This window comes from Pseudomonas sp. AC355 (assembly GCF_979258205.1).
In genome coordinates, this window is sequence record NZ_OZ409843.1 from 4,737,952 (window position 1) to 4,760,576 (window position 22,625).

The 22,625-nt window shown below is 60.4% G+C and carries 24 protein-coding genes; 13 read left to right on the top strand and 11 right to left on the bottom strand.

What is annotated here, in order from left to right; genetic code table 11:
- Positions 1–10: 10 nt before the first annotated feature.
- The 7 genes from mrdA (at position 11) to lipB (ending at position 7,391) form a co-directional block, all read left to right on the top strand.
- Positions 11–1,915 carry a penicillin-binding protein 2 gene (gene mrdA / locus ACZ0AI_RS22045; RefSeq protein ID WP_463563692.1) on the top strand — a complete coding sequence of 635 codons (1,905 nt, stop codon included), beginning with the start codon at positions 11–13 and terminating at the stop codon, positions 1,913–1,915.
- Positions 1,912–3,063: a rod shape-determining protein RodA gene (gene rodA / locus ACZ0AI_RS22050; protein WP_463563693.1), complete on the top strand. Its 1,152-nt coding sequence runs from the start codon at positions 1,912–1,914 to the stop codon at positions 3,061–3,063. The genes mrdA and rodA overlap by 4 nt, the downstream gene beginning before the upstream one ends.
- A 17-nt stretch (positions 3,064–3,080) precedes the next feature.
- Positions 3,081–4,094, top strand: coding sequence for a lytic murein transglycosylase B (gene mltB, locus ACZ0AI_RS22055; protein WP_463563694.1), 1,014 nt, complete (start codon positions 3,081–3,083; stop codon positions 4,092–4,094).
- Positions 4,091–5,107 carry a septal ring lytic transglycosylase RlpA family protein gene (locus ACZ0AI_RS22060; RefSeq protein WP_463563695.1) on the top strand — a complete coding sequence of 339 codons (1,017 nt, stop codon included), beginning with the start codon at positions 4,091–4,093 and terminating at the stop codon, positions 5,105–5,107. The genes mltB and ACZ0AI_RS22060 overlap by 4 nt, the downstream gene beginning before the upstream one ends.
- Positions 5,108–5,242: 135 nt before the next feature.
- Complete coding sequence (locus ACZ0AI_RS22065; RefSeq protein WP_463563696.1) at positions 5,243–6,418, top strand: D-alanyl-D-alanine carboxypeptidase family protein; 1,176 nt, start codon at positions 5,243–5,245, stop codon at positions 6,416–6,418.
- A 68-nt stretch (positions 6,419–6,486) separates the two neighbouring features.
- Positions 6,487–6,765: a DUF493 domain-containing protein gene (locus ACZ0AI_RS22070; protein ID WP_463563697.1), complete on the top strand. Its 279-nt coding sequence runs from the start codon at positions 6,487–6,489 to the stop codon at positions 6,763–6,765.
- Positions 6,765–7,391 (top strand): lipoyl(octanoyl) transferase LipB, encoded by a 627-nt coding sequence (gene lipB / locus ACZ0AI_RS22075; RefSeq protein WP_463563698.1) that lies wholly within the window; start codon positions 6,765–6,767, stop codon positions 7,389–7,391. Before ACZ0AI_RS22070 ends, lipB begins: the two co-directional genes overlap by 1 nt.
- Positions 7,392–7,506: 115 nt before the next feature.
- On the opposite strand, the gene lipA is transcribed toward lipB, so the two are convergent.
- On the bottom strand, positions 7,507–8,559 hold the full coding sequence (gene lipA, locus ACZ0AI_RS22080; RefSeq protein ID WP_225835132.1) for a lipoyl synthase: 1,053 nt from the start codon (positions 8,557–8,559) through the stop codon (positions 7,507–7,509).
- 130 nt (positions 8,560–8,689) lie between these two features.
- Positions 8,690–9,085 (bottom strand): RidA family protein, encoded by a 396-nt coding sequence (locus tag ACZ0AI_RS22085; protein WP_463563699.1) that lies wholly within the window; start codon positions 9,083–9,085, stop codon positions 8,690–8,692.
- 125 nt (positions 9,086–9,210) lie between these two features.
- Here ACZ0AI_RS22085 and ACZ0AI_RS22090 point away from each other — a divergent pair, with 125 nt between their 5' ends.
- Both ACZ0AI_RS22090 and ACZ0AI_RS22095 read left to right on the top strand, forming a co-directional pair.
- Positions 9,211–10,137, top strand: a complete 927-nt coding sequence (locus ACZ0AI_RS22090; RefSeq protein WP_463563700.1) for a LysR family transcriptional regulator — start codon at positions 9,211–9,213, stop codon at positions 10,135–10,137.
- A gap of 111 nt (positions 10,138–10,248) precedes the next feature.
- Positions 10,249–10,821: a pseudouridine synthase gene (locus ACZ0AI_RS22095; RefSeq protein ID WP_463565997.1), complete on the top strand. Its 573-nt coding sequence runs from the start codon at positions 10,249–10,251 to the stop codon at positions 10,819–10,821.
- An 8-nt stretch (positions 10,822–10,829) separates the two neighbouring features.
- On the opposite strand, the gene ACZ0AI_RS22100 is transcribed toward ACZ0AI_RS22095, so the two are convergent.
- From ACZ0AI_RS22100 to ACZ0AI_RS22125, 6 genes are all read right to left on the bottom strand, one after another.
- Positions 10,830–11,228: a globin gene (locus ACZ0AI_RS22100; protein ID WP_463563701.1), complete on the bottom strand. Its 399-nt coding sequence runs from the start codon at positions 11,226–11,228 to the stop codon at positions 10,830–10,832.
- A 62-nt stretch (positions 11,229–11,290) separates the two neighbouring features.
- Complete coding sequence (locus tag ACZ0AI_RS22105; protein ID WP_463565998.1) at positions 11,291–11,494, bottom strand: DUF2788 domain-containing protein; 204 nt, start codon at positions 11,492–11,494, stop codon at positions 11,291–11,293.
- 153 nt (positions 11,495–11,647) lie between these two features.
- The gene (locus ACZ0AI_RS22110; protein ID WP_042554872.1) at positions 11,648–12,127 is read right to left on the bottom strand and encodes an Lrp/AsnC family transcriptional regulator; all 480 of its coding nucleotides are present in this window, start codon (positions 12,125–12,127) and stop codon (positions 11,648–11,650) included.
- Positions 12,128–12,449: 322 nt separating this feature from the next.
- Positions 12,450–14,162, bottom strand: coding sequence for a D-lactate dehydrogenase (gene dld, locus ACZ0AI_RS22115; RefSeq protein WP_463563702.1), 1,713 nt, complete (start codon positions 14,160–14,162; stop codon positions 12,450–12,452).
- A 3-nt stretch (positions 14,163–14,165) separates the two neighbouring features.
- Complete coding sequence (gene lldD / locus ACZ0AI_RS22120; protein WP_463563703.1) at positions 14,166–15,305, bottom strand: FMN-dependent L-lactate dehydrogenase LldD; 1,140 nt, start codon at positions 15,303–15,305, stop codon at positions 14,166–14,168.
- Positions 15,306–15,388: 83 nt separating this feature from the next.
- Positions 15,389–17,083, bottom strand: coding sequence for an L-lactate permease (locus ACZ0AI_RS22125; RefSeq protein ID WP_463563704.1), 1,695 nt, complete (start codon positions 17,081–17,083; stop codon positions 15,389–15,391).
- Positions 17,084–17,365: 282 nt separating this feature from the next.
- On the opposite strand from ACZ0AI_RS22125, the gene ACZ0AI_RS22130 reads away from it, so the two are divergent.
- Positions 17,366–18,148, top strand: a complete 783-nt coding sequence (locus ACZ0AI_RS22130) for an FCD domain-containing protein (RefSeq protein ID WP_463563705.1) — start codon at positions 17,366–17,368, stop codon at positions 18,146–18,148.
- 71 nt (positions 18,149–18,219) lie between these two features.
- Here the strand turns inward: ACZ0AI_RS22130 and smpB are convergent, their stop codons facing one another.
- Positions 18,220–18,702 carry an SsrA-binding protein SmpB gene (gene smpB / locus ACZ0AI_RS22135; RefSeq protein WP_463563706.1) on the bottom strand — a complete coding sequence of 161 codons (483 nt, stop codon included), beginning with the start codon at positions 18,700–18,702 and terminating at the stop codon, positions 18,220–18,222.
- A gap of 205 nt (positions 18,703–18,907) precedes the next feature.
- Here smpB and ACZ0AI_RS22140 point away from each other — a divergent pair, with 205 nt between their 5' ends.
- Entirely contained in the window at positions 18,908–19,345 is a 438-nt protein-coding gene (locus ACZ0AI_RS22140) for a type II toxin-antitoxin system RatA family toxin (protein ID WP_225835120.1), read from the top strand.
- Positions 19,335–19,664, top strand: coding sequence for an RnfH family protein (locus tag ACZ0AI_RS22145; RefSeq protein ID WP_463563707.1), 330 nt, complete (start codon positions 19,335–19,337; stop codon positions 19,662–19,664). Before ACZ0AI_RS22140 ends, ACZ0AI_RS22145 begins: the two co-directional genes overlap by 11 nt.
- 88 nt (positions 19,665–19,752) lie before the next feature.
- Here the strand turns inward: ACZ0AI_RS22145 and ACZ0AI_RS22150 are convergent, their stop codons facing one another.
- Complete coding sequence (locus ACZ0AI_RS22150; protein WP_225835116.1) at positions 19,753–20,262, bottom strand: outer membrane protein assembly factor BamE; 510 nt, start codon at positions 20,260–20,262, stop codon at positions 19,753–19,755.
- A gap of 96 nt (positions 20,263–20,358) precedes the next feature.
- Between ACZ0AI_RS22150 and fur the strand changes: the two genes are divergently transcribed.
- Positions 20,359–20,772 (top strand): ferric iron uptake transcriptional regulator, encoded by a 414-nt coding sequence (gene fur / locus ACZ0AI_RS22155; protein WP_225835115.1) that lies wholly within the window; start codon positions 20,359–20,361, stop codon positions 20,770–20,772.
- A 69-nt stretch (positions 20,773–20,841) separates the two neighbouring features.
- On the opposite strand, the gene recN is transcribed toward fur, so the two are convergent.
- On the bottom strand, positions 20,842–22,515 hold the full coding sequence (gene recN / locus ACZ0AI_RS22160) for a DNA repair protein RecN (protein ID WP_463563708.1): 1,674 nt from the start codon (positions 22,513–22,515) through the stop codon (positions 20,842–20,844).
- Positions 22,516–22,625 lie beyond the last annotated feature (110 nt).

Sequence of the window (22,625 nt, forward strand, 5' to 3'; positions counted from 1 at the left end):
AGCAGTCCCGATGCCCCAGCCGATTCGCCTAAAAGACCACGAGAAGGACGCGCGCCTCATTCGCAAGCGCGCGCTGGTCGGTGGCGCGTTTTTTCTGGTGCTGACCCTGGTGCTGATCGCGCGCATGTATTACCTGCAGGTGATTCAGTACGAGTATCACTCCACGCTGGCGGAGAACAACCGCATCCACGTGCAGCCGATTCCGCCCAACCGCGGGCTGATCTACGACCGTAACGGGGTGATCATCGCCGATAACCGGCCCAGCTTCAGCCTCAGTCTGACCCGCGAGCGGGCGGGCGATTGGGAGCAGGTACTGGATGTCATCGTCGAGGTGCTGGAGCTCGCTCCCGATGATCGCGAGTTGTTCGAGCGCCGCGTGCGCCAGGGGCGCCGGCCTTTTGAACCGGTGCCCGTGCTGTTCGAGTTGAGCGAAGAGCAGATCGCTCGGTTGGCGGTGAACCAGTTCCGCCTGCCCGGCGTCGAGGTGGTTGCGCAGTTGGTGCGGCACTACCCGCAGCGCGAGCACTTCGCTCATTCGGTGGGTTATGTGGGGCGCATCAACGAGCGTGAGCTCAAGGAGCTCGACCCGGTCGAGTACAGCGGCACTCACCATATCGGCAAGACCGGTATCGAGCGTTTTTACGAAGATCAGTTGCACGGTAAGGTCGGCTACGAAGAGGTCGAGACCAACGCGCGTGGCCGTGTGCTGCGCGTGCTCAATCGCACCGACCCATTGCCCGGCAAGGATGTGATGCTGACCCTCGACGTGCACTTGCAGGAAGTCGCCGAGCAGGCGCTCGGCGGTCGGCGTGGTGCGGTGGTGGCGATCCAGCCGTCCACCGGCGAAGTGCTGGCGATGGTCAGCCAGCCGAGCTTCGATCCCAACCCTTTTGTGACCGGGATCAGCTTCAAGGCCTACGCCGAGCTGCGTGACTCCATCGACCGGCCGCTCTATAACCGCGTGCTGCGTGGCTTGTATCCACCCGGCTCGACCATCAAACCGATGGTCGCGGTGGCCGGCCTGGATGCCGGGGTGATTACCCCGACGTCACGGGTCTTCGACCCGGGCTTCTATCAGTTGGCCAACCACAGCCACAAATACCGCAACTGGAACCGCACCGGCGATGGCTGGGTCGATCTCAACCTGGCGATCATGCGCTCCAACGACACTTACTTTTACGATCTGGCCCACAAGATGGGCATTGATCGCCTGCATGACTACATGACCCGTTTCGGGATTGGTCAGCGGGTGTCCCTGGACATGTTCGAGGAAACCGCCGGTCTGATGCCGTCGCGTGACTGGAAGCGTGCGCGCTACCGTCAGCCCTGGTACCCGGGTGAAACGCTGATTCTCGGCATCGGCCAGGGTTATATGCAGACCACGCCGCTGCAACTGGCCCAGGCGACCGCGCTGATGGCGACCAAGGGCAAGTGGATTCGCCCGCATTTGGCAAGAACCATCGACGGCAGCCTGCCCCATGATCCGGATCCGATTCCGGATATCGTGCTACGCGATCCCAAATCCTGGGATTACGCGCGTCTCGGCATGGAGGCGGTGATGCACGGTGCACGGGGTACGGCGCGCAAGGTTGGTGATGCCGCGGCCTACCGGATTGCCGGCAAGAGCGGTACGGCGCAGGTTGTGGCCATCAAGCAGGGCGAGAAGTACGACCGCAGCAAGGTGCAGGAACGTCATCGTGACCACGCCCTGTTCGTCGGTTTTGCCCCGGCGGACAACCCGCAGATCGTCGTGGCGGTGATGGTCGAGAACGGTGAGTCCGGCTCCGGTGTCGGCGCGCCGGTGGTCAAACAGGTGATGGATGCCTGGCTGCTCGACGAGAACGGTCAACTCAAGGCCGAATATGCCACGCCGGGTGCGTCGGTACCGCTTAACGCAGAGGTGAAGCATCCATGAGCCTGACCGGTAGCTTCGACCGCACGCTTTCCACCGACGACGTCCTACGGCGCCGCTCCAGCCTGCTGCAGCGTCTGCACATCGACGGCATTCTGTTGCTGCTGCTGTTGCTGCTGGCCACCGGCAGTCTGTTCATCCTTTATTCGGCCAGCGGCAAGAACGTCGATCTACTGATGAAGCAGGCCAGCTCGTTCGGCATCGGCCTGGTGGCGATGGTGGTGATCGCCCAGTTCGAGCCGCGCTTCATGGCTCGCTGGGTGCCGCTGGGCTATCTGTGTGGTGTCGGTCTGCTGGTGGTGGTGGACGTGATGGGTCATAACGCCATGGGGGCCACGCGCTGGATCAACATTCCCGGGGTGATCCGCTTCCAGCCGTCGGAATTCATGAAGATCCTGATGCCGGCGACCATGGCCTGGTATTTGTCCAAGCGCACGTTGCCACCCAGCCTCAAGCACGTCGCTGTCAGCCTGGGACTCATCGTCACACCGTTCGTACTGATTCTTTTACAACCGGATCTGGGCACGTCCGTGCTGATTCTCGCTTCCGGCGCCTTCGTGCTGTTCATGGCCGGGCTGCAATGGCGCTGGATCGCTGGCGCAGTCGCAGCGCTGGCGCCAATTGCCGTGGCTATGTGGTTTTTCGTCATGCACGACTACCAGAAGCGCCGGGTGCTGACCTTCATCAACCCGGAGAGTGACCCGCTGGGCGCTGGTTGGAACATCATCCAATCGAAGGCCGCGATCGGCTCGGGCGGCGTATTCGGCAAAGGCTGGCTGCTTGGTACTCAGTCGCACCTGGATTTTTTGCCGGAAAGCCATACGGACTTCATCATTGCCGTTCTAGCCGAAGAATTTGGCCTGATTGGTGTCTGTCTGTTGCTGCTTTTGTACATTCTGTTGATTGCACGCGGTCTGGTGATTACCGTGCAAGCGCAGACGCTGTTCGGTAAGCTGCTCGCCGGTGGTTTGACCATGACCTTCTTTGTCTATGTCTTCATCAATATCGGCATGGTCAGTGGTTTGTTGCCGGTAGTGGGTGTGCCGCTGCCGTTTATCAGTTATGGCGGCACGTCGTTGATTACGTTGTTGTCGGGTTTCGGAATTCTGATGTCTATCCACACGCACCGTAAGTGGATCGCTCAGGCTTGATTGGGGTTATGAATTCAATGCAGATTTTGCGTGGCTGGGCCGCACGACATGCACACTGGCTGGCGGTTGCCGGCCTGTTCGGGGCTCCACAGGCGATGGCTGTCAACGAGTACGCGAACTCGCCGCAAGTGGGCGAGTTCATCACCGAGATGACCCGGGATTACGGTTTTGCCAGCGAGCAACTGAGCACGCTGTTCACCGGTGTGGAGCGCAAGCAGGCCATTCTCGACGCCATTTCGCGTCCCGCCGAGCGGGTCAAGCCGTGGAAGGAATATCGGCCGATCTTCATCACCGACGCGCGCATCAACAAAGGCGTGGCGTTCTGGAACGAGCATGCTGAAGCCCTGGCGCGTGCCGAGAAAGAATACGGTGTACCCGCCGAGATCATCGTTGCCATCATCGGTGTGGAAACTTCTTACGGCGGCAATACCGGCAGTTACCGGGTGATCGATGCGCTGTCGACCCTGGCCTTCGACTACCCGCCGCGCGCACCGTTCTTTCGCAAGGAACTGCGCGAGTTCCTCATGCTGACCCGTGAAGAGCAGGTCGACCCTGCCAGCCTGAAGGGCTCCTACGCTGGCGCAATGGGCCTGCCGCAGTTCATGCCGAGCAGCTTCCGCGCCTATGCGGTGGATTTCGACGGCGACGGCCATATCAATATCTGGAGCAACCCGACCGATGCCATCGGCAGCGTGGCCAGCTACTTCAAACGCCACAACTGGCAACCGGGCCAGCCGGTGGCTAGTCTTGCCACGGTCAAGGGCGATCAGGCCGAACAGGGCCTGAGCGCCGGTCTCGATCCGGAAAAGAACGTGGGTGAACTGCGCGCACTGGGATGGTCGAGCAATGACGTGCTCGCCGATGACCTGCCGGTAACCGCGTTCCGCCTCGAAGGCGCCGAGGGTGCCGAGTACTGGATCGGTCAGCCGAACTTCTATGTCATCACCCGCTACAACCGCAGCGTGATGTACGCGATGGCGGTCAATCAGTTGTCCGAGTTGCTGGTTCAGGCCCGAGGTGCCAATCAATGACGGGTTTGCCGTTCAAGCTGGCCGCGTGCGGCATCCTTGCACTGATGCTGGCGAGCTGCTCTTCCAGTCGCGCGCCAACGGCTACCTCGCCGGTGCAGGCCTCAGGTGGGTCGGTTTCCGGCCCAGGCGATTTCAACCGCCCGCATAAAGATGGCGCACCCTGGTGGGACGTCGACGTCTCGAAGATCCAAGACGCTATCCCGATGCCGCATTACGGCCCGGTGAAAGCCAGCCCTTACGTGGTCTTTGGCAAGCAGTACTACCCGATCGCCGATGCCCGCCGCTACAAGGCAACGGGCCCGGCGTCCTGGTACGGCACCAAGTTCCACGGTCAGGCAACCGCCAACGGCGAGGCTTATGACCTGTACGGCATGACCGCCGCACACAAGACCCTGCCGCTGCCCAGCTACGTGCGAGTGACCAACCTGGAGAACGGCAAGTCCGTGATCCTGCGCGTCAACGACCGCGGCCCGTTCTACTCCGATCGCATCATCGACCTGTCTTTCGCTGCGGCCAAGAAGCTCGGTTATGCGGAGAAGGGCACCGCTCAGGTTCATGTCGAGGGCATCGATCCGGCTGAATGGTGGGCTCAGCAAGGCCGCCCGGTGCCGATGGTGCTGGCGCAGCCGCAGATGGCCAAGGTTCAGCCCGCACAGGCTGCCCAGTTGCAAATAGCCAGTGCACCGGTCGAGCAGTATTCGCCACCACCGCAGCAGCATGCCGCGGCCACCGTGCCGGTGCAGATCGACTCAAAAAAAAACGCTTCAGCCGCAGCGTCTGGCCTGTATCTCCAAGTGGGAGCCTTCGCCAATCCCGACGCTGCGGAGCTCCTCAAGTCCAAGTTGAGCGAGTCGGTGAGTGCGCCGGTGTTCATCAACTCAGTGGTGCTCAACCAGCAGATACTGCACCGCGTCCGACTGGGGCCGATCAACAGCCAGGTCGAGGCTGAGCGGGTGCGTGAAAGCATTCGCGTGGCCAACCTCGGTCAAGCGACTCTGGTCAAGGCAGACTGAGGGCATAGCCCTTTGACGCTGGCAACTAATTGGCCTGCCGCCTGACTAAGCAGGGAATCGCCGTCACCGTGCGGCGATGACATTTAATACTTGCCCGCAAGGGCCTGTTCGACCATCAGCGATTTAGAGAGACGGATGAAAATCACCAGCTTCGCGCAACGCATCTTCCTGTCACTTATGCTGCTCGGCGCCTCCAGCGCCTGGGCCAACCAAGCGCCGTTGCCGGCTCCACCGCAACTGGCAGCCAAGTCCTATGTGTTGATGGATGGCGCCAGCGGCAACGTCCTTATCGATAACAATGGTGACGAGCGCCTGCCGCCAGCCAGCCTGACCAAGCTGATGACCGCCTACATCGCCACCCTGGAAATCCGCAACGGCAAGATCGGCGAGCAGGACATGGTCACTATCAGTGAGCATGCCTGGCGCACGGGTGGTGCTGCTTCCGGTGGTTCCACCATGTTCCTGCCGGTTAATAGTCAGGCCTCGGTCGATGATCTGCTGCATGGCATCATCATTCAGTCCGGCAATGACGCCAGCATCGCGATTGCCGAACACATCGCCGGCAGTGAAGACGCCTTCGCCGACATGATGAATGCTACTGCCGAGCGTCTGGGCATGAAGAACAGCCACTTCATGAACGCCACTGGCCTGCCGCACCCCGAGCACTACTCCAGTGCTCATGACATGGCGATTCTGGCGCGCGCCATCATCAATGAAGATGCCGAGCACTACGCTATTTACTCGCAGAAAGAGTTCCTCTGGAACAACATCAAGCAGCCCAACCGCAACCTGCTGCTGTGGCGTGACCGCACTGTCGATGGCCTGAAAACTGGCCACACCAATGAAGCCGGTTTCTGCCTGGTGGCTTCGGCTGTACGTGATGGCGCGCGGATGATCACTTCGGTATTCGGCACCGACAGCGAACGTGCTCGCGCCGCTGAAACCCAGAAGCTGCTGACCTATGGTTTCCGCTTCTTCGAAACCCGCACCTTCTATCAGAAGGGCGCCGAACTGGCTCAAGCGCCTGTCTGGAAGGGGCAAACTCCTCAGGTCAAAGCCGGTCTGGCTCAGGATTTGACCCTGACCCTACCCAAGGGGCAACTGGAAAAATTGCAGGCCAGCATGACCATCAATCCGCAGATCACTGCCCCGATCGCCCAGGGCGACGTAATAGGCAAGGTCGAGGTGAAAATGGGTGATCAGGTGGTGCACAGTGCCGATCTGGTCGCGCTGGAAGCTGTCGAGGAGGGTGGCTTCTTCCGCAGCCTGTGGGATAGCATTCGGCTGTTCTTCTACGGGTTGTTTAACTGACAGCTCGCCCCCATGTTTCGATGAACGCCCTCGACCCGAGGGCGTTTCATTTTGGATCAGTGAACATCATGACCGATACCGACGTACAAGCTCCGAAAATCGAATTCCCCTGTCCGAACTACCCGATCAAGGTGATCGGCGAGGCCGGTGACGGCTTCACTGACATGGTGATTGAGGTGATCCAGCGCCATGCGCCTGACCTCGATGCTGGCACCCTGGTGACCCGTGATAGCAGCAAAGGCCGCTTCCTGTCCGTGCAGGTGCTGATCACCGCCACCGGTGTCGAGCAACTGCAGGCGATCCATATTGATCTGCGCGCCACCGGCCGCGTGCAAATGGTGCTGTAGTGGCGGCAGCCGACCTTATCGTGCGTCATCTGGGGGTAGTGGAGTATCTGCCGACTCTGGAGGCGATGCGCACGCTGACTGCCGAGCGCGACGACGCCACGCCGGACGAGATCTGGCTGTTGCAGCACCCGCAGGTATTCACCCAGGGCCAGGCCGGCAAGCCCGAGCATCTACTGGCCCCCGGTGATATTCCGGTGATCCAGGTGGAGCGCGGCGGGCAGGTGACATATCACGGGCCAGGCCAACTGGTGGCGTATCTGATGCTGGATCTGCGCCGCCTGGATCTGGGCGTGCGTGAGCTGGTCAGTGCCATGGAGCAGGCGCTGGTCGACGTTCTGGCGAGCTACGGCGTCGAGGCGGCGCCAAAGGCAGATGCACCGGGTGTATACGTCAATGGCGACAAGATCGCTTCGCTGGGCCTGCGTGTGCGCCGTGGTTGCTCATTTCACGGCCTGGCACTCAACGTCGACATGGATATGCGCCCGTTCCAGCGCATCAATCCGTGCGGTTATGCCGGCTTGAAAATGACGCAGCTCAGGGGTCAGTTGGACGCGCCGCTGCGTTTCGACGAGGTTGCCGAGCGCCTTGAGCAGGCTCTTCGTCAGCGTTTGGGGTATGGGCAGTAGCAGGCGAACATTGCGCTAGCGCAGTTGCCGTAGAGCGGTTTCCCTGGGGATCGCTGCGCTCAACGCCAGGCTACTGATGAGCCAGGTCAACTTGAGCGTAGCGATACCCAAGTGATCAGTTGACGTTCAGCGCAGGAATCAGGCTGGTGTTGACCTGCTGGCCAGGCACCGGTACTGGCGCTGCCAGGCCCAGATTGTTCTTCTCGAACACCTTGTCCGCCCGATAGCTGGAGCGCACCAGAGGGCCGGCTGCCACTTCCATGAAGCCCATCTGCAGGCCGATCTCGCGGAATCGGTTGAATTCGTCCGGGCTCACCCAGCGCTTTACCGTCAGGTGATTGCGGGTCGGCTGCAGGTACTGACCCAGGGTGAGGATATCCACGCCCACGGCGCGCATATCTTCCATCGCTTCGAACACTTCGTCGTCGGTCTCGCCCAGGCCGAGCATCAGACTGGTTTTGGTGAGCACGTCCGGGCGATGGCGCTTGGCGTGGGCCAGTACGTCGAGGGTCTTGCGGTAGCCGGCGCGAGGATCGCGTACTTCGCGGGTCAAGCGTTCGACTGTCTCGACGTTCTGAGCGAACACTTCGAGACCGGAATCCACCACGCGCTCGATGGACGGCAGGTCGCCGTCGAAGTCGGGGGTCAGCGCTTCCACGACCACTTGCGGCGTGTTGGCCTTGATTGCCTGGACGCAGGCTGCGTAGTGCGCGGCACCGCCGTCCGGCAGGTCATCACGATCCACCGAGGTCAGCACGATGTAACGCAGGGCCATCAGCTCCACCGACTTGGCGGTGTTCTGTGGCTCTTCCTTGTCCAACCAGCCGTTCGGGTTACCGGTGTCCACCGCACAGAAGCGGCAGGCACGGGTGCAGACCGAACCCATCAACATGATCGTGGCCGTGCCGTTTGACCAGCACTCACCCATGTTCGGGCAGTGGGATTCCTGGCACACGGTGCTGAGGCGGTGCTCGCTGACATTGCGCTTGACCGCTTCGAAGCGACTGCCGGTCGGAGCCTTGACCCTTAACCAGTTTGGCTTGGGTTCATAAACCTGGGGCTCGCTCGAGGTACGACGCTTTTGGCCGTCCTTGATGGCGGTAATACCCTGAACGGTGCGGAATTTGTCGCCGCTGGCAACGGGTTTGGGCGAGGCGGTATCGGACATCGAAAATCTCGGCTCCGGTAGGGGCTGCGGTGGCGGGTGGGCAGCTTGTGGCCGCCGCAAAGTGTATCACACACCGCCGCAGCAAGCGCCTGACCGTCCGCGTCGTTACCGAGTGCAGGAGGTTCGTCGATCAGGCTGTTGGGAGCTTGGCGATCACCTTGATCTCGAACTGGAAGCCATACAGCCAGGTCACGCCCACGCAGGTGATGTTCGGATGCGGTGCCTCGCCCCAGTACTCTGGAACGACCTCCCAGATGGTCTCGAAACGTTGTTCGGGGTTGACGATGAACACCGTCACATCGACGACGTCATCGAAGGTGCAATCGGCGGCCTTGAGAACCGCGTTGAGGTTCTCGAAGGCCAGGCGAACCTGAGCTTTCAGATCCGGCTCGGGGGAGCCGTCGGGATGGCTGCCAACCTGGCCGGATACGAATAGGAAACCATTGGAGCGTACTGCCGGTGAGTAGCGGTTGCGCTCATAAAGGGCCTGACGGCCTGGGGGAAAAACCACGTCGCGAGTAGTCATGTCGTCTCCGTTGAGCAATCGCCCCGTATAAGTGATGGGTTCACTCTAGGCGTGCCGACGCGCTGGATAAACCGGCCAGTTCGATCAACACTGTTTGGGAAATCCAAATAATCACCGGTGGCAGAGTGGATCGATTTGACGCGATGAGGGCCTTCGCACGGGTAGTGGAGGCCGGCAGCTTCACCAAGGCCGCCGATACGCTGCACATGAGCAAGACCAGCGTCACGCAGCTGGTGCAGCAGCTCGAGGCACGGCTGCGAGTACGCTTGCTGAACCGCACGACGCGCAAGGTCAACGTCACTGCCGACGGCGCCGCCTATTACGAGCGAGTGGTGCGTCTGCTGGCCGATATGGACGACGCCGAAACCAGCCTCTCGGACGCCACCAGCATGCCGCGCGGGCGGCTGCGCGTGGATGTGCCCAGCCCGTTCGCGCGGATGATTCTGGTACCTGCGCTGCCGGCCTTCCATGCGCGTTATCCCGATATCCAGCTCGACCTCGGGGTGAGCGACCGTCTTATCGACCTGGTGGGCGAGAACGTCGACTGCGTGATCCGCGGCGGCGAGATCACCGATCAGTCACTGATGGCGCGCCGCGTCGGTGACCTGCAATCGGGTGTTTATGCCACGCCCAGTTACCTGCAGCGCTGCGGCACTCCCGCGCATCCGCAGGAACTCGCCGATAGCCACCACCGCATCGTCGGTTTCAAGCGCGCGCGGGCCGGCAAGCTGTTTTCGTACGTCATGCACCGTGATGGCGAAAGCGTCGATGTGGAGGGGCGCTATTTGCTGGCGCTCGACGACGGCAACGCCTATCTGGCCGCCGGTTTGGCGGGGCTGGGCGTGCTCTGGCTGCCGAACTACATGTCGCGCGAGCACGTGCAACGCGGCGAGCTGGTCGCCGTTTTCGAGGGCTGGCAGTTCGAGCCGATGCCGATGTACATCGCCTACCCGCCGAACCGCCACGTCAGCGCCAAGCTGCGGGTGTTCATCGATTGGGTCATCGAACTGATGGCGCTGCACGCACCGGTCATTGATCGAAGTGGGCGCTAGAGCCGGGGCCAGCAACAGGCGCTGATCCTTTACGTTAAACTGCACGCCTCGCTTTCCCGATGGCCTTGCTGCATGTCCAGACCTTCTCGCCCCGCGTCTCGTCCGTATCGTGTGCCCAAGGCGCCGCCTGCCGAGCCGCGCCTGATCGTGCTGAACAAGCCGTTCGACGTGCTCACCCAATTCAATGATGACCAGGGCCGTGCCACGCTCAAGGATTTCGTCGCCGTGCCTGGCGTGTATCCGGCCGGGCGATTGGATCGCGATAGCGAGGGGTTGCTGCTGCTCACCAACGATGGCCAGTTGCAGGCGCGCATCGCCGATCCCAAGCACAAGTTGGCCAAGACTTATTGGGTGCAGGTTGAAGGCGAGCCCAGTGCCGAACAGCTGCAGCAACTGCAAGACGGGGTGCAGCTCAACGACGGGCCGACTTTGCCGGCCGACGCGCGTCTGCTCGATGAGCCCGAACTATGGCCACGCAACCCGCCGGTGCGCTTTCGCAAAAGCGTACCGACTGTTTGGCTGGAACTAGTGATTCGCGAGGGGCGCAACCGTCAGGTGCGGCGCATGACCGCTGCCGTAGGGCTGCCAACTCTGCGTCTGGTGCGCGTGCGTATCGGCCCTTGGTCGCTGGAGGGATTGCAGCCGGGCGAGTGGCGAGAAGTCCCTGCCACGCTCAAGCAATAGGCTCCCTGTCAGCCGTCGTATCCGGCCTTGATGACGCTGATGCCTTTGATCAGCACCTCGCGCCAGCCCTGCAGGGTGGCTGCGTCAGCCTGTTTGTCATGTTCCATGATGGTTTTGAGCAGTGACTCCAGCCACAGATCGTAAAGCTCCGGGCGGATGTCCATGGCTGTCCGCGCATGGGTGCAGCCCAGGGCGCGCAATTTGCTGTGTGGCATGCCGCGGGCGTGCATGACCAGATTGAGAATTCCCTGACGCAGCAGCAGCTTTTGCGCAGCCATGTCGGTGTGTACGAACTTCTCGCGAATTGTTGGCGAGCTGTCCAGAAAATACCGATAGAAATCGTCGAAAAAAGCCGGACTGGCACAGCAGCGTCCGTAACTCTGCATGACGCGATCAGTGGCGTTCATGTATTTCTCCATAGGGCAGCAAACAGGGCAACGCGGCATACACCGTATTTTTCGTTATTGGTTTAAACACTTTCCAGGCCGGCGATGACCAGCGTCTTGATCAGAAAGCCGAGCACACCCAGGCCCAGCGTGAAGAACAGTGTGAAGGTGCTGAATCGACCGGCCCTGGACTGCTTCGCCAGATCCCAGATGATGAATGCCATTAGCAGCACCAAACCGCCAACCAGCAAGGTCATCATCAGCTCTTCGAAAACTTCCGGTTCCACGGCGATCTCATCGACGATCAATAGGGCTGCGTCGCCCTGACGCCATGGGCGCATGCGAGCCGTGGCAGAGGCGCTGCCATAAAGCACATAAAGCATGTGGATATTACACGCTGGCAGGCCCTGATGCGTAGTTCCCTATTGGTCGTATGGTCTTTAGCTGCGCAAGTGCTGGAGGGGTAGTTGCGTGCTGGAGAGGATCTGCTGCAGCACGAAACTCGAGCGCACGCTGGAAACACCATCGATACGGGTCAGGGTGCCGAGCAGCAGCTTCTGGTAGTGATCCATGTCCGGCACCACCACCTTGAGCTGATAGTCGGCGTCCATACCGGTGACCAGGCAGCATTCCAGGACTTCGGGGCACTTGCGAATCTCTTCCTGAAAATGCTCGAAGCGCTCGGGCGTATGGCGATCCATGCCGATCAACACGTAGGCGGTCAGGCTCAGGCCGAGTTTCTTGCGATCCAGCAGGGCGACCTGCTGCACGATGTAGCCGTCATCCTCCAGTTGCTTGACCCGCCGCGAGCAGGGAGAGGGGGAGAGGCCGATGCGCTCGGCCAGATCCTGGTTGGACAGGGTCGCGTCGCGTTGCAGTTCGGCAAGAATGTTAAGGTCGTAGCGGTCTAGTTTGTTCATTCTCGGACTTACTTGTTGTTTGCTTGCGCTGAATATTGATGGATTAACGTTAAATTGCGCAAGCGATGCTTATTTAAGCAATGTTTGCAATATCTGGTCGCGCTGTCGGGCGTAAGCTTTACCTCAGTTTCAAGGCCCGGACGACACGTCCACCCGGCTCGCCCAATCAGGAGAGCTGGCGCCGCCGACCCAACCGGGTCGTCACGGCACCCGGGTCCGCACTGCCCAACCAGGCGGGCGAGGAAAGCGGCGACAGAATTGCCAGCACAGGACATCTACGAAAGGGGAGGCCGAGAGGTCTCCCCTTTCTTCTTTACGGGTCTCAATGATCGGCGCAGCACTTCTCCCAATGTTTCTTCTTCGATGTCTGGCCGATACCTGGGTTGAAGGCGTTGGTCGGATCCAGTTCGCGGTAGAAATCCGCTAGCGCCGGCTTGGCGATATACAGGTGACCGACGTTGTGCTCGGCCGGGTACTCGGCGCGGCGCTCATCGAGCAGTGTCCACATGGCGTGCTCCATTGCTATTGGATCGACGCCCTTCTTGACGATGTAATCCTGATGGAACACGTGGCAGAAGAAGTGACCGTAGTAGAGCTTGTGGATGATCTGTTCCTCCATCGCTGCCGGTAGCGTCTCGACCCAGTCGCGGTCGTTGCGGCGCAGGGCGATATCCAGGGCGAGGATATCTTCGACGGTGTTGCGGTGCGCCTCACGATAGCGGATCGCCGCGCCGGCGATGGCGAAGCGGTGCAGGAATGCCTTGCGCCCCTCGTCGGCGTCACATTCGAAAAAGGCGCCGCTGGTGCGCTGGTCAAAGTATTCGCTCAGAAAGGTGCGGGTCTGCTCCAGGCTGTCATTGGCGACTCGGACGAGGAGGTGATGTTCGTAGCGATTGCGATACTTACGCATGCGCTGGGGCAGATGGCTGGGCAGCAGGTTCATCAGCAACTGAATCGCCCGATCGCTTACGCCACGCAGACCTAAGCGTTCGAAGAAGCCATCGACGCGGCTTTTCAGCGCGAAGGCCGCGGGTACTTTGGCAGTGCCGAATCTGTCGATGACCAGAAAGGTGTCCTTGCCGTATTTCTCACCGATGTCGAAGGCGGTGCGATGAATGTACTCGCCGGCAATAGGCAGGCTCGGCAACTGGCTGAGCAGGTGGCGGCGCACCTCGGTGAGGTCGTGCGGATCGTTGCTGCCGATATAGAAGACGGTGCTCGGCTCCTTGGGAAAGGTATCCAGGCGCACGGCGAACAGGCACAGCTTGCCAGCCGAGCCGGAGGCCTCGAACAGCCGTGACGGGTCGGCATTGAAGCGCGCCGGTGTATCCGCATCCACGTCGCGCACGTACGCTCCATAGCTGCCGTCCGAAGCCTTGCCAGTGCCGTCATTGATGACCTGGAACGGGCTGTAGTCGCCACGCTGCAGGCGGGTGAGGATTTCCTCGGGGCTGTTGCCCAGCTCGATGCCCAGGTGGTTGATCAGCTCCAGCGTGCCGTCCTCCTTCACTTGCGCGTACAGCGCCAGTTCGGTGTAGGCCGGGCCACGACGAACCAGCGAACCTCCCGAGTTGTTGCACACGCCGCCGAGTACCGAAGCACCGATGCACGAGGAGCCGATCACCGAATGGGGCTCGCGGCCGAGTGGCGCCAATGCTTGTTCCAGGCGATCCAGTGTGGCGCCGGGCAGGCACACCACTTGTTCGCCATCGTTGATCAATTGCACGTCGGTGATACGCAGGGTGCTCATCAGTACGATCTCGCGATCGTAGTCGTTGCCATCCGGTGTCGAGCCACCGGTGAGGCCGGTGTTGGCCGCCTGCATGATGACGATGCGATCGGCGGCGACGGCTGCCTGCAGTACCCGCCATTGCTCCAGCAACGTGCCGGGCCGTACTACGGCCAGCACGCCGCCGTCCCCGGTACGATGGCCCTTGCGAAAGCGCCGGGTGCTCTGCTCGTCGGTAAGCACATGCTCGCTACCCACCGCTTCACGCAGGGTTGCCAGCAGGGTGTCGCGGCTGATGGATGGCATGCCTCAGAGCTCCCGAACCAGAGACTCGGCGCTGATCTCCGAAATGGATCTGGCGCCGGTCAGCACCATGGCCACACGCATTTCCTTGTCGATCAGGCTCAGCAGGTTGCTCACGCCCGCGCCGCCCGCCGCAGCAAGTGCGTAGACGAAGGCGCGGCCAAGCATCACGGTATCGGCGCCGAGGGCGATCATGCGTACCACGTCCAGGCCGCTGCGGATACCCGAGTCGGCGAGGATCTTCAGGTCACCCTTCACAGCGTCGGCGATGGCCGGCAAGGCGCGAGCGCTGGATAGCACGCCATCGAGCTGGCGACCACCATGGTTGGAGACGACGATGCCGTCGGCACCGAAACGCACCGCGTCGCGGGCATCTTCGGCATCGAGGATGCCCTTGATCACCATTGGGCCATCCCAGAACTCGCGAATCCATTCGAGATCCTTCCAGGAAATCGACGGGTCGAAGTTGGCGCCCAGCCAGCCGATGTAATCGGCCAGGCCGGTAGGGCTGCCGCGGTAGGCGGAAATATTTCCCAGGTCATGGGGCTTGCCCAACAGACCTACGTCCAGCGCCCAGGCTGGGTGAGTGAAGGCTTGTAGCATGCGGCGCATGGCGGCGTTTGGGCCGCTCATGCCCGAGTGCGCGTCACGATAACGAGCGCCTGGGGTAGGCATGTCGACGGTGAATACCAGGGTGGTCACGCCGGCCGCCTTGGCCCGCTCCAGGGCGTTCTTCATGAAGCCGCGGTCTTTCAATACGTACAGCTGAAACCACATCGGGCGGCTGAGCGCCGGCGCCACTTCCTCGATCGGACACACCGAAACGGTGGAGAGCGTGAAGGGAATACCTTTGTCCGCTGCTGCCTTGGCCGCCTGTACTTCACCGCGGCGCGCGAACATACCGGTCAGGCCGACTGGGGCCAGAACGACCGGCATCGACAATCTCTCGCCGAACAGCTGGGTTTCCAGGCTCAGTTCGGACATGTTCTTCAATACGCGCTGGCGCAGGGCGATACTGGCGAGATCCTCGACGTTACGCCGTAGCGTGTATTCGGCATAGGCGCCGCCGTCGATGTAATGGAACAGGAACGGCGGCAGGCGACGCTGGGCGGCGGCGCGGTAGTCGGTGGAGGCTGAAATGATCATGGGCTCATCCCGTCGCAAGAAAATAAAGGGGATTTTGTACGGCAAGCGCCCCGGCATTGTCGGGGCGCACTAACAGGCTGTGGTCAGGTGCCAAGCAACGGATCGCTGATATCCAGCAGGTAGATCGCGATCAGTGCGATAACACCAGTGAAGATCACGTAGTACAGCGTTGGCCAGATGGTTTTACGCAGGATGTTTCCTTCACGCCCAAGCAGACCCACCGTGGCCGAGGCGGCAACCACGTTGTGAATGGCAACCATATTGCCTGCAGCAGCACCAATGGCTTGCACCGCGACAATCAACGCACTGGAAATACCGAGGCTGTTTGCCACCCCGAACTGGAACTGACTGAACATCATGTTACTGACCGTATTGGAGCCGGCGATGAAGGCGCCTAGCGCACCGATACTGGGGGCCAGCAGCGGGTAAACACCTCCGACACTGTCGGCTACCCAGCGAGCCATAAGAATCGGCATGCTAGCCAGTTCCGCGCCGTTGACGCCGGAGTTGATCAGGATGCGCACCATCGGCACGGTGAACAACAGCACGAAGCTGGCGCTGAGTAGTACATTGGAGGATTCCTTGACCGCCGCGCTTAGCTCGCGAACCTTCATGCCATGCAAAAAGAAGGTCGCCAGCACGACTGCAACCAGAATGCCGCCAGGCAGATAAAGCGGCTGGAAGTTGGCGCTGACGCCAGATTCACCAAGCAGGTTGGGGAAGTCTATGGCAATCGCCTTGAGCGCACTGCCGACTTCAGGGAGGATCCGGCTGATAACCAGCAGAGCACCGACCAGCACATAGGGAAACCAGGCGCGTATTGCACCCATTGGTTTTGCACTCAGGTTTTCGAGTTTGATTTCCACGCTGCCCAGCCATTCGCTTGGCCATTTGTCCGCCGGCGCGAAGTCCCAGGTCTTTTTCGGCACCAGAAAACCACAGCGTGCGGCGCTGGTGACAATGGCCAGGCCCACCAGCCCTCCGATCAGTGAAGGAAATTCCGGCCCTAGCAACACGCCGGTTGCTGCGTACGGCAGCACAAATGCCAGGCCGGCGAAGAGCGCGAATGGCAGTGCTTCCAAGCCTGCTTTCCAGCTTTTCTCCTGACCGAAAAAGCGAGTCAGCATCATCACCATTATCAACGGGATAACTACACCCACGATCGCATGAATGATCGCTACCTGGCTGGTGATCAACTGCAGAAACTGATCCCACGACGAGCCGTTTTCAATCAGTTGTGCACCGATTGTGGCCGTATCCAGCCCTGTGTTCACGCCGACAATAATTGGCGTGCCAACGGCGCCGAAAGAGACTGGCGTGCTCTGTACCAGCATACCCATCAGTACTGCAGCCATGGCAGGAAAACCGATAGCGACCAACAGCGGTGCAGCAACCGCTGCTGGGGTACCAAATCCGGAAGCACCTTCGATAAAGCAGCCGAACAGCCACGCAATGATGATCGTCTGTACTCGACGGTCAGGGCTGATGGTCGAAAATCCTGAACGAATGGCGAGGATGCCACCCGAGTGTTTGAGCGTATTGAGCAGCAGAATGGCGCCGAAAATGATCCACAGCACACCGATGGTGATCACCAGGCCCTGCAGAGTGGATGCCAGTACACGATTGAGGCTCATGTCCCAGGCAAATAGGCCAATTGCTGCGGTGAGCAGATAGACCAATGGCATGGCACGCTTGGCAGGCCAGCGCAGGGCAACGAGTAGAAGTGCCGCCAGGAGAATTGGTGAAAACGCCAGTAAAGCGAGAATTCCAGTAGGCATGATGGCAGTCACTCCGTGCGTTGGCGCAATAGGTGTTTGGAGGAAACTGCGTTAGGGCGCTGTGTGACATAGCGGGGCAACATGAGATGACCTCGACCGATTGTTTTTGTTGTGATCATGTAAATTGGTAATACCAATTTACATGCAGTGAGCGTCAGGGTAAAAGTTTGTGTAATTGCCTGTCAAATCGCCTCATAAAGACTTTGGTCGTAGAATGTTCGCTTCCTGTCCATGCGGCGCTGTGTCGTATAGGGATTTGGCTTATTCAGTGGGGACGTGGCAATGGAAGTAGGTCAGGTGCGCCAGCGGCGTTTGTCGGACGACATTGCCGGGCAGGTCGAAACCATGATTCTTGAGGGGACGCTCAAGTCTGGTGAACGCTTGCCAGCTGAACGCGTTCTGGCAGAGCAATTCGGCGTGTCCCGTCCCTCGTTGCGCGAAGCGATCCAAAAGCTGGTGGCGAAGGGGTTGCTGTTCAGCCGCCAAGGTGGAGGAACCTACGTCTGTGAAAACGTGGGCTCAACATTCAGCGACCCGCTGCTGCACCTGCTAGAGAACAATAGCGATGTACAGCGTGACCTCCTCGAGTTTCGACATACTCTCGAGGGCTCTTGCGCTTACTACGCCGCTCTGCGGGCGACTGATAGAGATCGCCAGCGCCTGAGCGAAGCTTTTGAGCGTTTGCAAGATTGTTACGGGCGTGCGGGCGAGGTGACGCGAGCGGAGGAGGGGGCGGCTGATGCCAGTTTCCACCTGGCAATTGCCGAGGCCAGCCACAATGCTGTGCTGCTGCACACCATTCGTGGTCTGTTCGCTCTACTAAAGCGCAATGTGGTCACCAACATCGGTGGGATGTATGCGCTGCGCGGCGAAACTCGCAGCATGCTGAATGCACAACATCGCGCGCTTTACGAAGCAATTATCGAAGGGCGGGCTGAGGAGGCGCGAGAGCTATCCAATCAGCATATCGACTATGTGCAGGAAGTACTGGCTGGCGCGTTGCAGCAGGAGGCCCGCGAATTACGGGCGCAGCGCCGAGAAGCGGCTGCCGGCTCCAAGGTTTGAGCTTCAGCAGCCAGGGGGGCAGGCGCCGAGAGAGCTAGTTACATGACCCGCGGAGCAGGCCATTCACATGCTTACTCGTCCTTGCCCTTGCTGCGCATGGCGCGCTGCACTTCGCGGTCGGCGTCGCGCTCTTTTTCGGTGTGACGCTTGTCGAAATCTTTCTTGCCTTTGGCCAGGGCGATTTCGCATTTCACCAGGTGCTGTTTCCAGTACAAGGACAGGGCTACGCAGGCGTAGCCCTTCTGCTGGACGGAGCTGAACAGTTTTTCCAGCTCGCGTTTGTTCAGCAGCAGCTTGCGCGTACGCGTCGGATCGGCGATGACATGAGTGCTGGCGGTTTTCAGTGGGGTGATGTGGCAACCCATCAACCAGGCTTCGCCGTCTTTAAGCAGCACATAGCTGTCGACCAGTTGGCCTTTGTTGGCACGTAGACTTTTCACTTCCCAGCCAGACAGGGCCAGGCCGGCCTCGAAGCGGGACTCGACGAAGAAGTCGTGCATCGCTTTCTTGTTCTGCGCGATGCTTCCTTGCGGATGTTTCGTTTGTTTAGCCATAGGCGGCGCATTATATGGAGTATGGCGGCGGCGCGCTATGCATCCTCACGCTAAAACCGCTGCGGCAGCGGTGCGCTTGAGCCATCAGAGCGAATCCTCGACAATGTGAGTACTTCTGGTCTTGTGGTCGATGCCCGTTCGCATGCCGTATCGCCCTGTGATGTCGCGGTAATGTGATGTCGCCAACCGTGGAAATTCATTCGTTATGAGTACTCATATTCAACGCTCGGCCTTGCTGCCTTACCCGGCGCAAGCGCTGTATGACCTGGTCAACGATGTTGCGCGCTACCCGGAGTTTCTGCCCTGGTGTGCCTCGAGCGAGGTGCTCGAGGTCAGTGACACGCACATGCGCGCCAGCCTGGAAGTGGCCAAGGCCGGACTGAGCCAGCGTTTCACCACCAGCAATGTGCTGGTGCCTGGTCAGTCCATCGAGCTGAATCTGGAGAGTGGCCCCTTCGAGCATTTCCATGGGCAGTGGGTATTCAAGGCATTAGGCGACAAGGCCTGCAAGATCAGCCTCGATCTGACCTTCGATTACGCCGGTCCGATCGTGCGGGCGGCCCTCGGCCCGTTGTTCAACCAGGCTGCCAACACCATGGTCGATGCATTCTGTCAGCGGGCCAAGGAACTCCATGGTCAGTGAGCGGGTGTCGGTGGAAGTGGTCTTCGCCGCACCTGACAGGCAGTTTCTTTTAACGCTGCAACTGCCGGCTGGCAGCACGGTACGCCAGGCTGCCGTGCAGTCAGGGTTGCAGGAGCATGTTGCCGATATTGATCTGGCTGGTGCGCCCCTGGGGGTATTCGGCAAGGTGGTGGCGTCGCCCGAAACTCGGCTGCTGGAAGAGGGAGACCGCGTCGAGATCTACCGTCCGCTGCTCGCTGATCCCAAGGACGTACGCAAGCGTCGGGCAGCCCAGGCTGTCGAGCGGGCAAGGCTGGCGGGAGACAGCGACAAGCGTTGAGGTGTGGCGAAGGGCATCATGTGGTGCTGCTCTGTTCGAGCACAAAAAAAGCCCCGGCACTGGCCGGGGCTTTTTTATGCGGGAGCACTTACTGGGGAGAGGTTTCCAGTGGCTCCGGCGTCGGTACCGGTACGGTTTCGACGTTATCCACATCACGCTGGATCTGCTCGAGCAGCGAGCCGGGGGCTGCAGGTTCGTCCTGCTGCTGAGTCGGTGCCGTCTGCGGCGCGCCATCGCGGCCGAGGATTGCGTCATCGCGGCTGACGCCTGGCATGAAGTCACCGGACAAGCCGACCAGTTGGTCGTCGCCGTTGAACACTACGCTTACGCGCTCTTGCTGCCGCTGGCTGCCGCCGGCCTGCATGCTGTACAGGTAATCCCAGCGATTGGCATGGAAGGTATCGGTCAGCAGGGGATTGCCCATGATAAACCGCACTTGGCGTCGGGTCATTCCCGGCCTCAACTGGTCTATCATGTCCTGCGTGACGACATTGCCCTGTTGGATGTCGATTTTATAAACCCCGGGGAATGAGCAACCGGCGAGTGCGATGAGCCCCATGAACATGAGGCTGGTCAGCAGGAGTTTGGTTTTTTGCATCGGTGGGCGTCTTCCACTATCTTGGCTGGGCAACGTAAACCCCGATCATACCCGCAATAAGGGAAGCTGCGAAGCGCTTCCGTGAGAAAGCAGACCATGGTTGAAAATAGCGAACTCCGCAAAGCTGGCCTGAAAGTGACCCTGCCACGGGTCAAAATCCTGCAGATGCTCGACTCTGCCGAACAACGCCACATGAGCGCAGAGGATGTCTACAAGTCTCTGATGGAGGCTGGTGAAGATGTCGGTCTGGCTACTGTTTACCGGGTTCTGACCCAGTTTGAAGCGGCCGGCCTGGTGGTGCGCCACAACTTCGATGGCGGCCATGCCGTGTTCGAATTGGCTGATGGCGGTCACCACGATCATATGGTGTGCGTGGACACTGGTGACGTGATCGAGTTTTTCGATGCTGAAATCGAAAAACGCCAGAAAGAAATCGTTCGTGAGCACGGTTTCGAGCTGGTTGATCACAATCTGGTTCTGTACGTGCGCACCACTGGCGTCAAAAAGTAAGTACGACCGGTAATGAAAAAGGCGACCCTGGGTCGCTTTTTTCATACCTGTAATAAAGTGTTGCGAATACTAGCTCTGCGCGTTGCTGACCAGCTTGCGGGCGTGGGCCAGTGACTCTTCGGTGAGGTCGATGCCGCCGAGCATGCGGGCGATTTCCTCTACGCGCTGTGCGTCACTCAGCTTGCTGACTGCCGTACGGGTCGCGTTGTTGCCGCGCACCTTGTGCACGAACAGGTGCTGGTGACCCTGGGCGGCGACCTGGGGCAGGTGAGTGACGGTGAGTACCTGGCCACGCTCGCCCAGACAGCGCAGCAACTGACCGACGACTTCGGCGGTAGGCCCGCCGATGCCCACGTCCACTTCGTCGAACACCAGGGTCGGTACCCGTGAGGTCTGTGCGGTGATCACCTGGATCGCCAGGCTGATACGCGACAGCTCGCCGCCTGAGGCCACCTTGGCCAGTGCTTTGATTGGTTGGCCCGGGTTGGCGCTGACCAGAAACTCCACCTGTTCGAGGCCATTGGCATTCGGTTCGTTGCTGGTATTTTCCTGCAATTGAATGCTGAAGCGCCCGCCGGGCATGCCCAGCGTCTGCATTTCCTTTTCCACCGCTTTGCTCAGCTTGCCTGCTGCCTTGTGTCGGTGGGCGCTCAGTTCGGCAGCCTTCTCCTGGTAGTGTCGGCCATAGGAGGCCAGTTCTTCGCTCAGACGTTCGGTGGCTTGGTCATCGGCATTCAGGCCTTCCAGTTCGTCGAACAACTGCTGCTGCATGGTGGGCAGTTCGCTGGGGTGAATGCGATGCTTGCGTGCCAGGGTATAGATGGTATCCAGGCGCTCCTCAAGTTGTTGCTGTCGCTGGGGGTCTGCCTCGAAATGATCGAGAAAGCGGTTCAGCTCGCCCACCGCCTCTTCGACCTGGATCTGTGCGCTGGCCAGCAGGTTGGCAGCTTCGTTGAGCGCGCCCGGTTGGCCCTGGACGCCACTGAGTCGGCTCAAGCTGTTGGTCAGGGCAGACAGTACGTTGCCGGCATCGCTCTCGCTGCATTGCTCGATGACTTGGCGACAGGCAGCGAGCAGGCCTTCGGCGTTGGTCAGGGCCTTGTGATCCTGTTCGAGCTGCTCCAGCTCATTTTCGCCGAGCCCGAGGTTCTCCAACTCTTCCAGCTGATAGCTAAGCAGTTGATGGCGCGCGCGCTGCTCATCGCCCTGTGAGGCGAGGCGTTCCAGTTCGCTGCGGGTTTGCTTCCAGCGCTGGGCGGCGAGGTGCACCTGGCGGGCCAGTTCCTGGGCATTGGCATATTCATCGAGCAGGCGTCGATGGGTGTCGGCCTTGAGCAGCGACTGATGTTCATGCTGGCTGTGGATGTCGATCAGCAGCTCGCCCAGTGCCTTGAGGTCGCCGAGCGGGCAGGGCGTGCCATTGATGTAGCCACGCGAGCGGCCTTCGGCGGTGATCACGCGGCGCAGAATGCATGGGCCGTCATTGTCCAGATCGCGTTCGGCGAGCCAGGTGTGGGCTTCGGGGATATCGCCCAGATCGAAGCTGGCGAGAATATCAGCCTTGTCGGCTCCGGGGCGCACCACACCGCTGTCCGCGCGATCGCCAAGGGTCAGGCCGAGGGCATCGAGCATGATCGATTTGCCGGCGCCCGTTTCGCCGCTGATGACGCTCATGCCTTTATCCAGCTCGAGATCAAGGTGTTCGACGATGGCGTAATTGTGTACGGACAGGTGCACCAGCATGGCGAGGCCTCCGAGAATTTGTCTGGTTATTTATACAGTGTTTTGTCTCGTGGTGGCAATCCTGCCCCTCGTATGCTGCTGCGATGTGCTTGCGCCCCTTGAAACCCTAC

Excerpts from the sequence above, each read along its gene's own strand:
- mrdA (WP_463563692.1), top strand. The coding sequence starts at position 11 with ATGCCCCAGCCGATTCGCCTAAAAGACCACGAGAAGGACGCGCGCCTC.
- rodA (WP_463563693.1), top strand. The coding sequence starts at position 1,912 with ATGAGCCTGACCGGTAGCTTCGACCGCACGCTTTCCACCGACGACGTC.
- mltB (WP_463563694.1), top strand. The coding sequence starts at position 3,081 with ATGCAGATTTTGCGTGGCTGGGCCGCACGACATGCACACTGGCTGGCG.
- ACZ0AI_RS22060 (WP_463563695.1), top strand. The coding sequence starts at position 4,091 with ATGACGGGTTTGCCGTTCAAGCTGGCCGCGTGCGGCATCCTTGCACTG.
- ACZ0AI_RS22065 (WP_463563696.1), top strand. The coding sequence starts at position 5,243 with ATGAAAATCACCAGCTTCGCGCAACGCATCTTCCTGTCACTTATGCTG.
- ACZ0AI_RS22070 (WP_463563697.1), top strand. The coding sequence starts at position 6,487 with ATGACCGATACCGACGTACAAGCTCCGAAAATCGAATTCCCCTGTCCG.
- lipA (WP_225835132.1), bottom strand. The coding sequence starts at position 8,559 with ATGTCCGATACCGCCTCGCCCAAACCCGTTGCCAGCGGCGACAAATTC.
- ACZ0AI_RS22085 (WP_463563699.1), bottom strand. The coding sequence starts at position 9,085 with ATGACTACTCGCGACGTGGTTTTTCCCCCAGGCCGTCAGGCCCTTTAT.
- ACZ0AI_RS22100 (WP_463563701.1), bottom strand. The coding sequence starts at position 11,228 with ATGAACGCCACTGATCGCGTCATGCAGAGTTACGGACGCTGCTGTGCC.
- ACZ0AI_RS22110 (WP_042554872.1), bottom strand. The coding sequence starts at position 12,127 with ATGAACAAACTAGACCGCTACGACCTTAACATTCTTGCCGAACTGCAA.
- dld (WP_463563702.1), bottom strand. The coding sequence starts at position 14,162 with ATGCCATCCATCAGCCGCGACACCCTGCTGGCAACCCTGCGTGAAGCG.
- lldD (WP_463563703.1), bottom strand. The coding sequence starts at position 15,305 with ATGATCATTTCAGCCTCCACCGACTACCGCGCCGCCGCCCAGCGTCGC.
- ACZ0AI_RS22125 (WP_463563704.1), bottom strand. The coding sequence starts at position 17,083 with ATGCCTACTGGAATTCTCGCTTTACTGGCGTTTTCACCAATTCTCCTG.
- ACZ0AI_RS22130 (WP_463563705.1), top strand. The coding sequence starts at position 17,366 with ATGGAAGTAGGTCAGGTGCGCCAGCGGCGTTTGTCGGACGACATTGCC.
- smpB (WP_463563706.1), bottom strand. The coding sequence starts at position 18,702 with ATGGCTAAACAAACGAAACATCCGCAAGGAAGCATCGCGCAGAACAAG.
- ACZ0AI_RS22140 (WP_225835120.1), top strand. The coding sequence starts at position 18,908 with ATGAGTACTCATATTCAACGCTCGGCCTTGCTGCCTTACCCGGCGCAA.
- ACZ0AI_RS22145 (WP_463563707.1), top strand. The coding sequence starts at position 19,335 with ATGGTCAGTGAGCGGGTGTCGGTGGAAGTGGTCTTCGCCGCACCTGAC.
- ACZ0AI_RS22150 (WP_225835116.1), bottom strand. The coding sequence starts at position 20,262 with ATGCAAAAAACCAAACTCCTGCTGACCAGCCTCATGTTCATGGGGCTC.
- fur (WP_225835115.1), top strand. The coding sequence starts at position 20,359 with ATGGTTGAAAATAGCGAACTCCGCAAAGCTGGCCTGAAAGTGACCCTG.
- recN (WP_463563708.1), bottom strand. The coding sequence starts at position 22,515 with ATGCTGGTGCACCTGTCCGTACACAATTACGCCATCGTCGAACACCTT.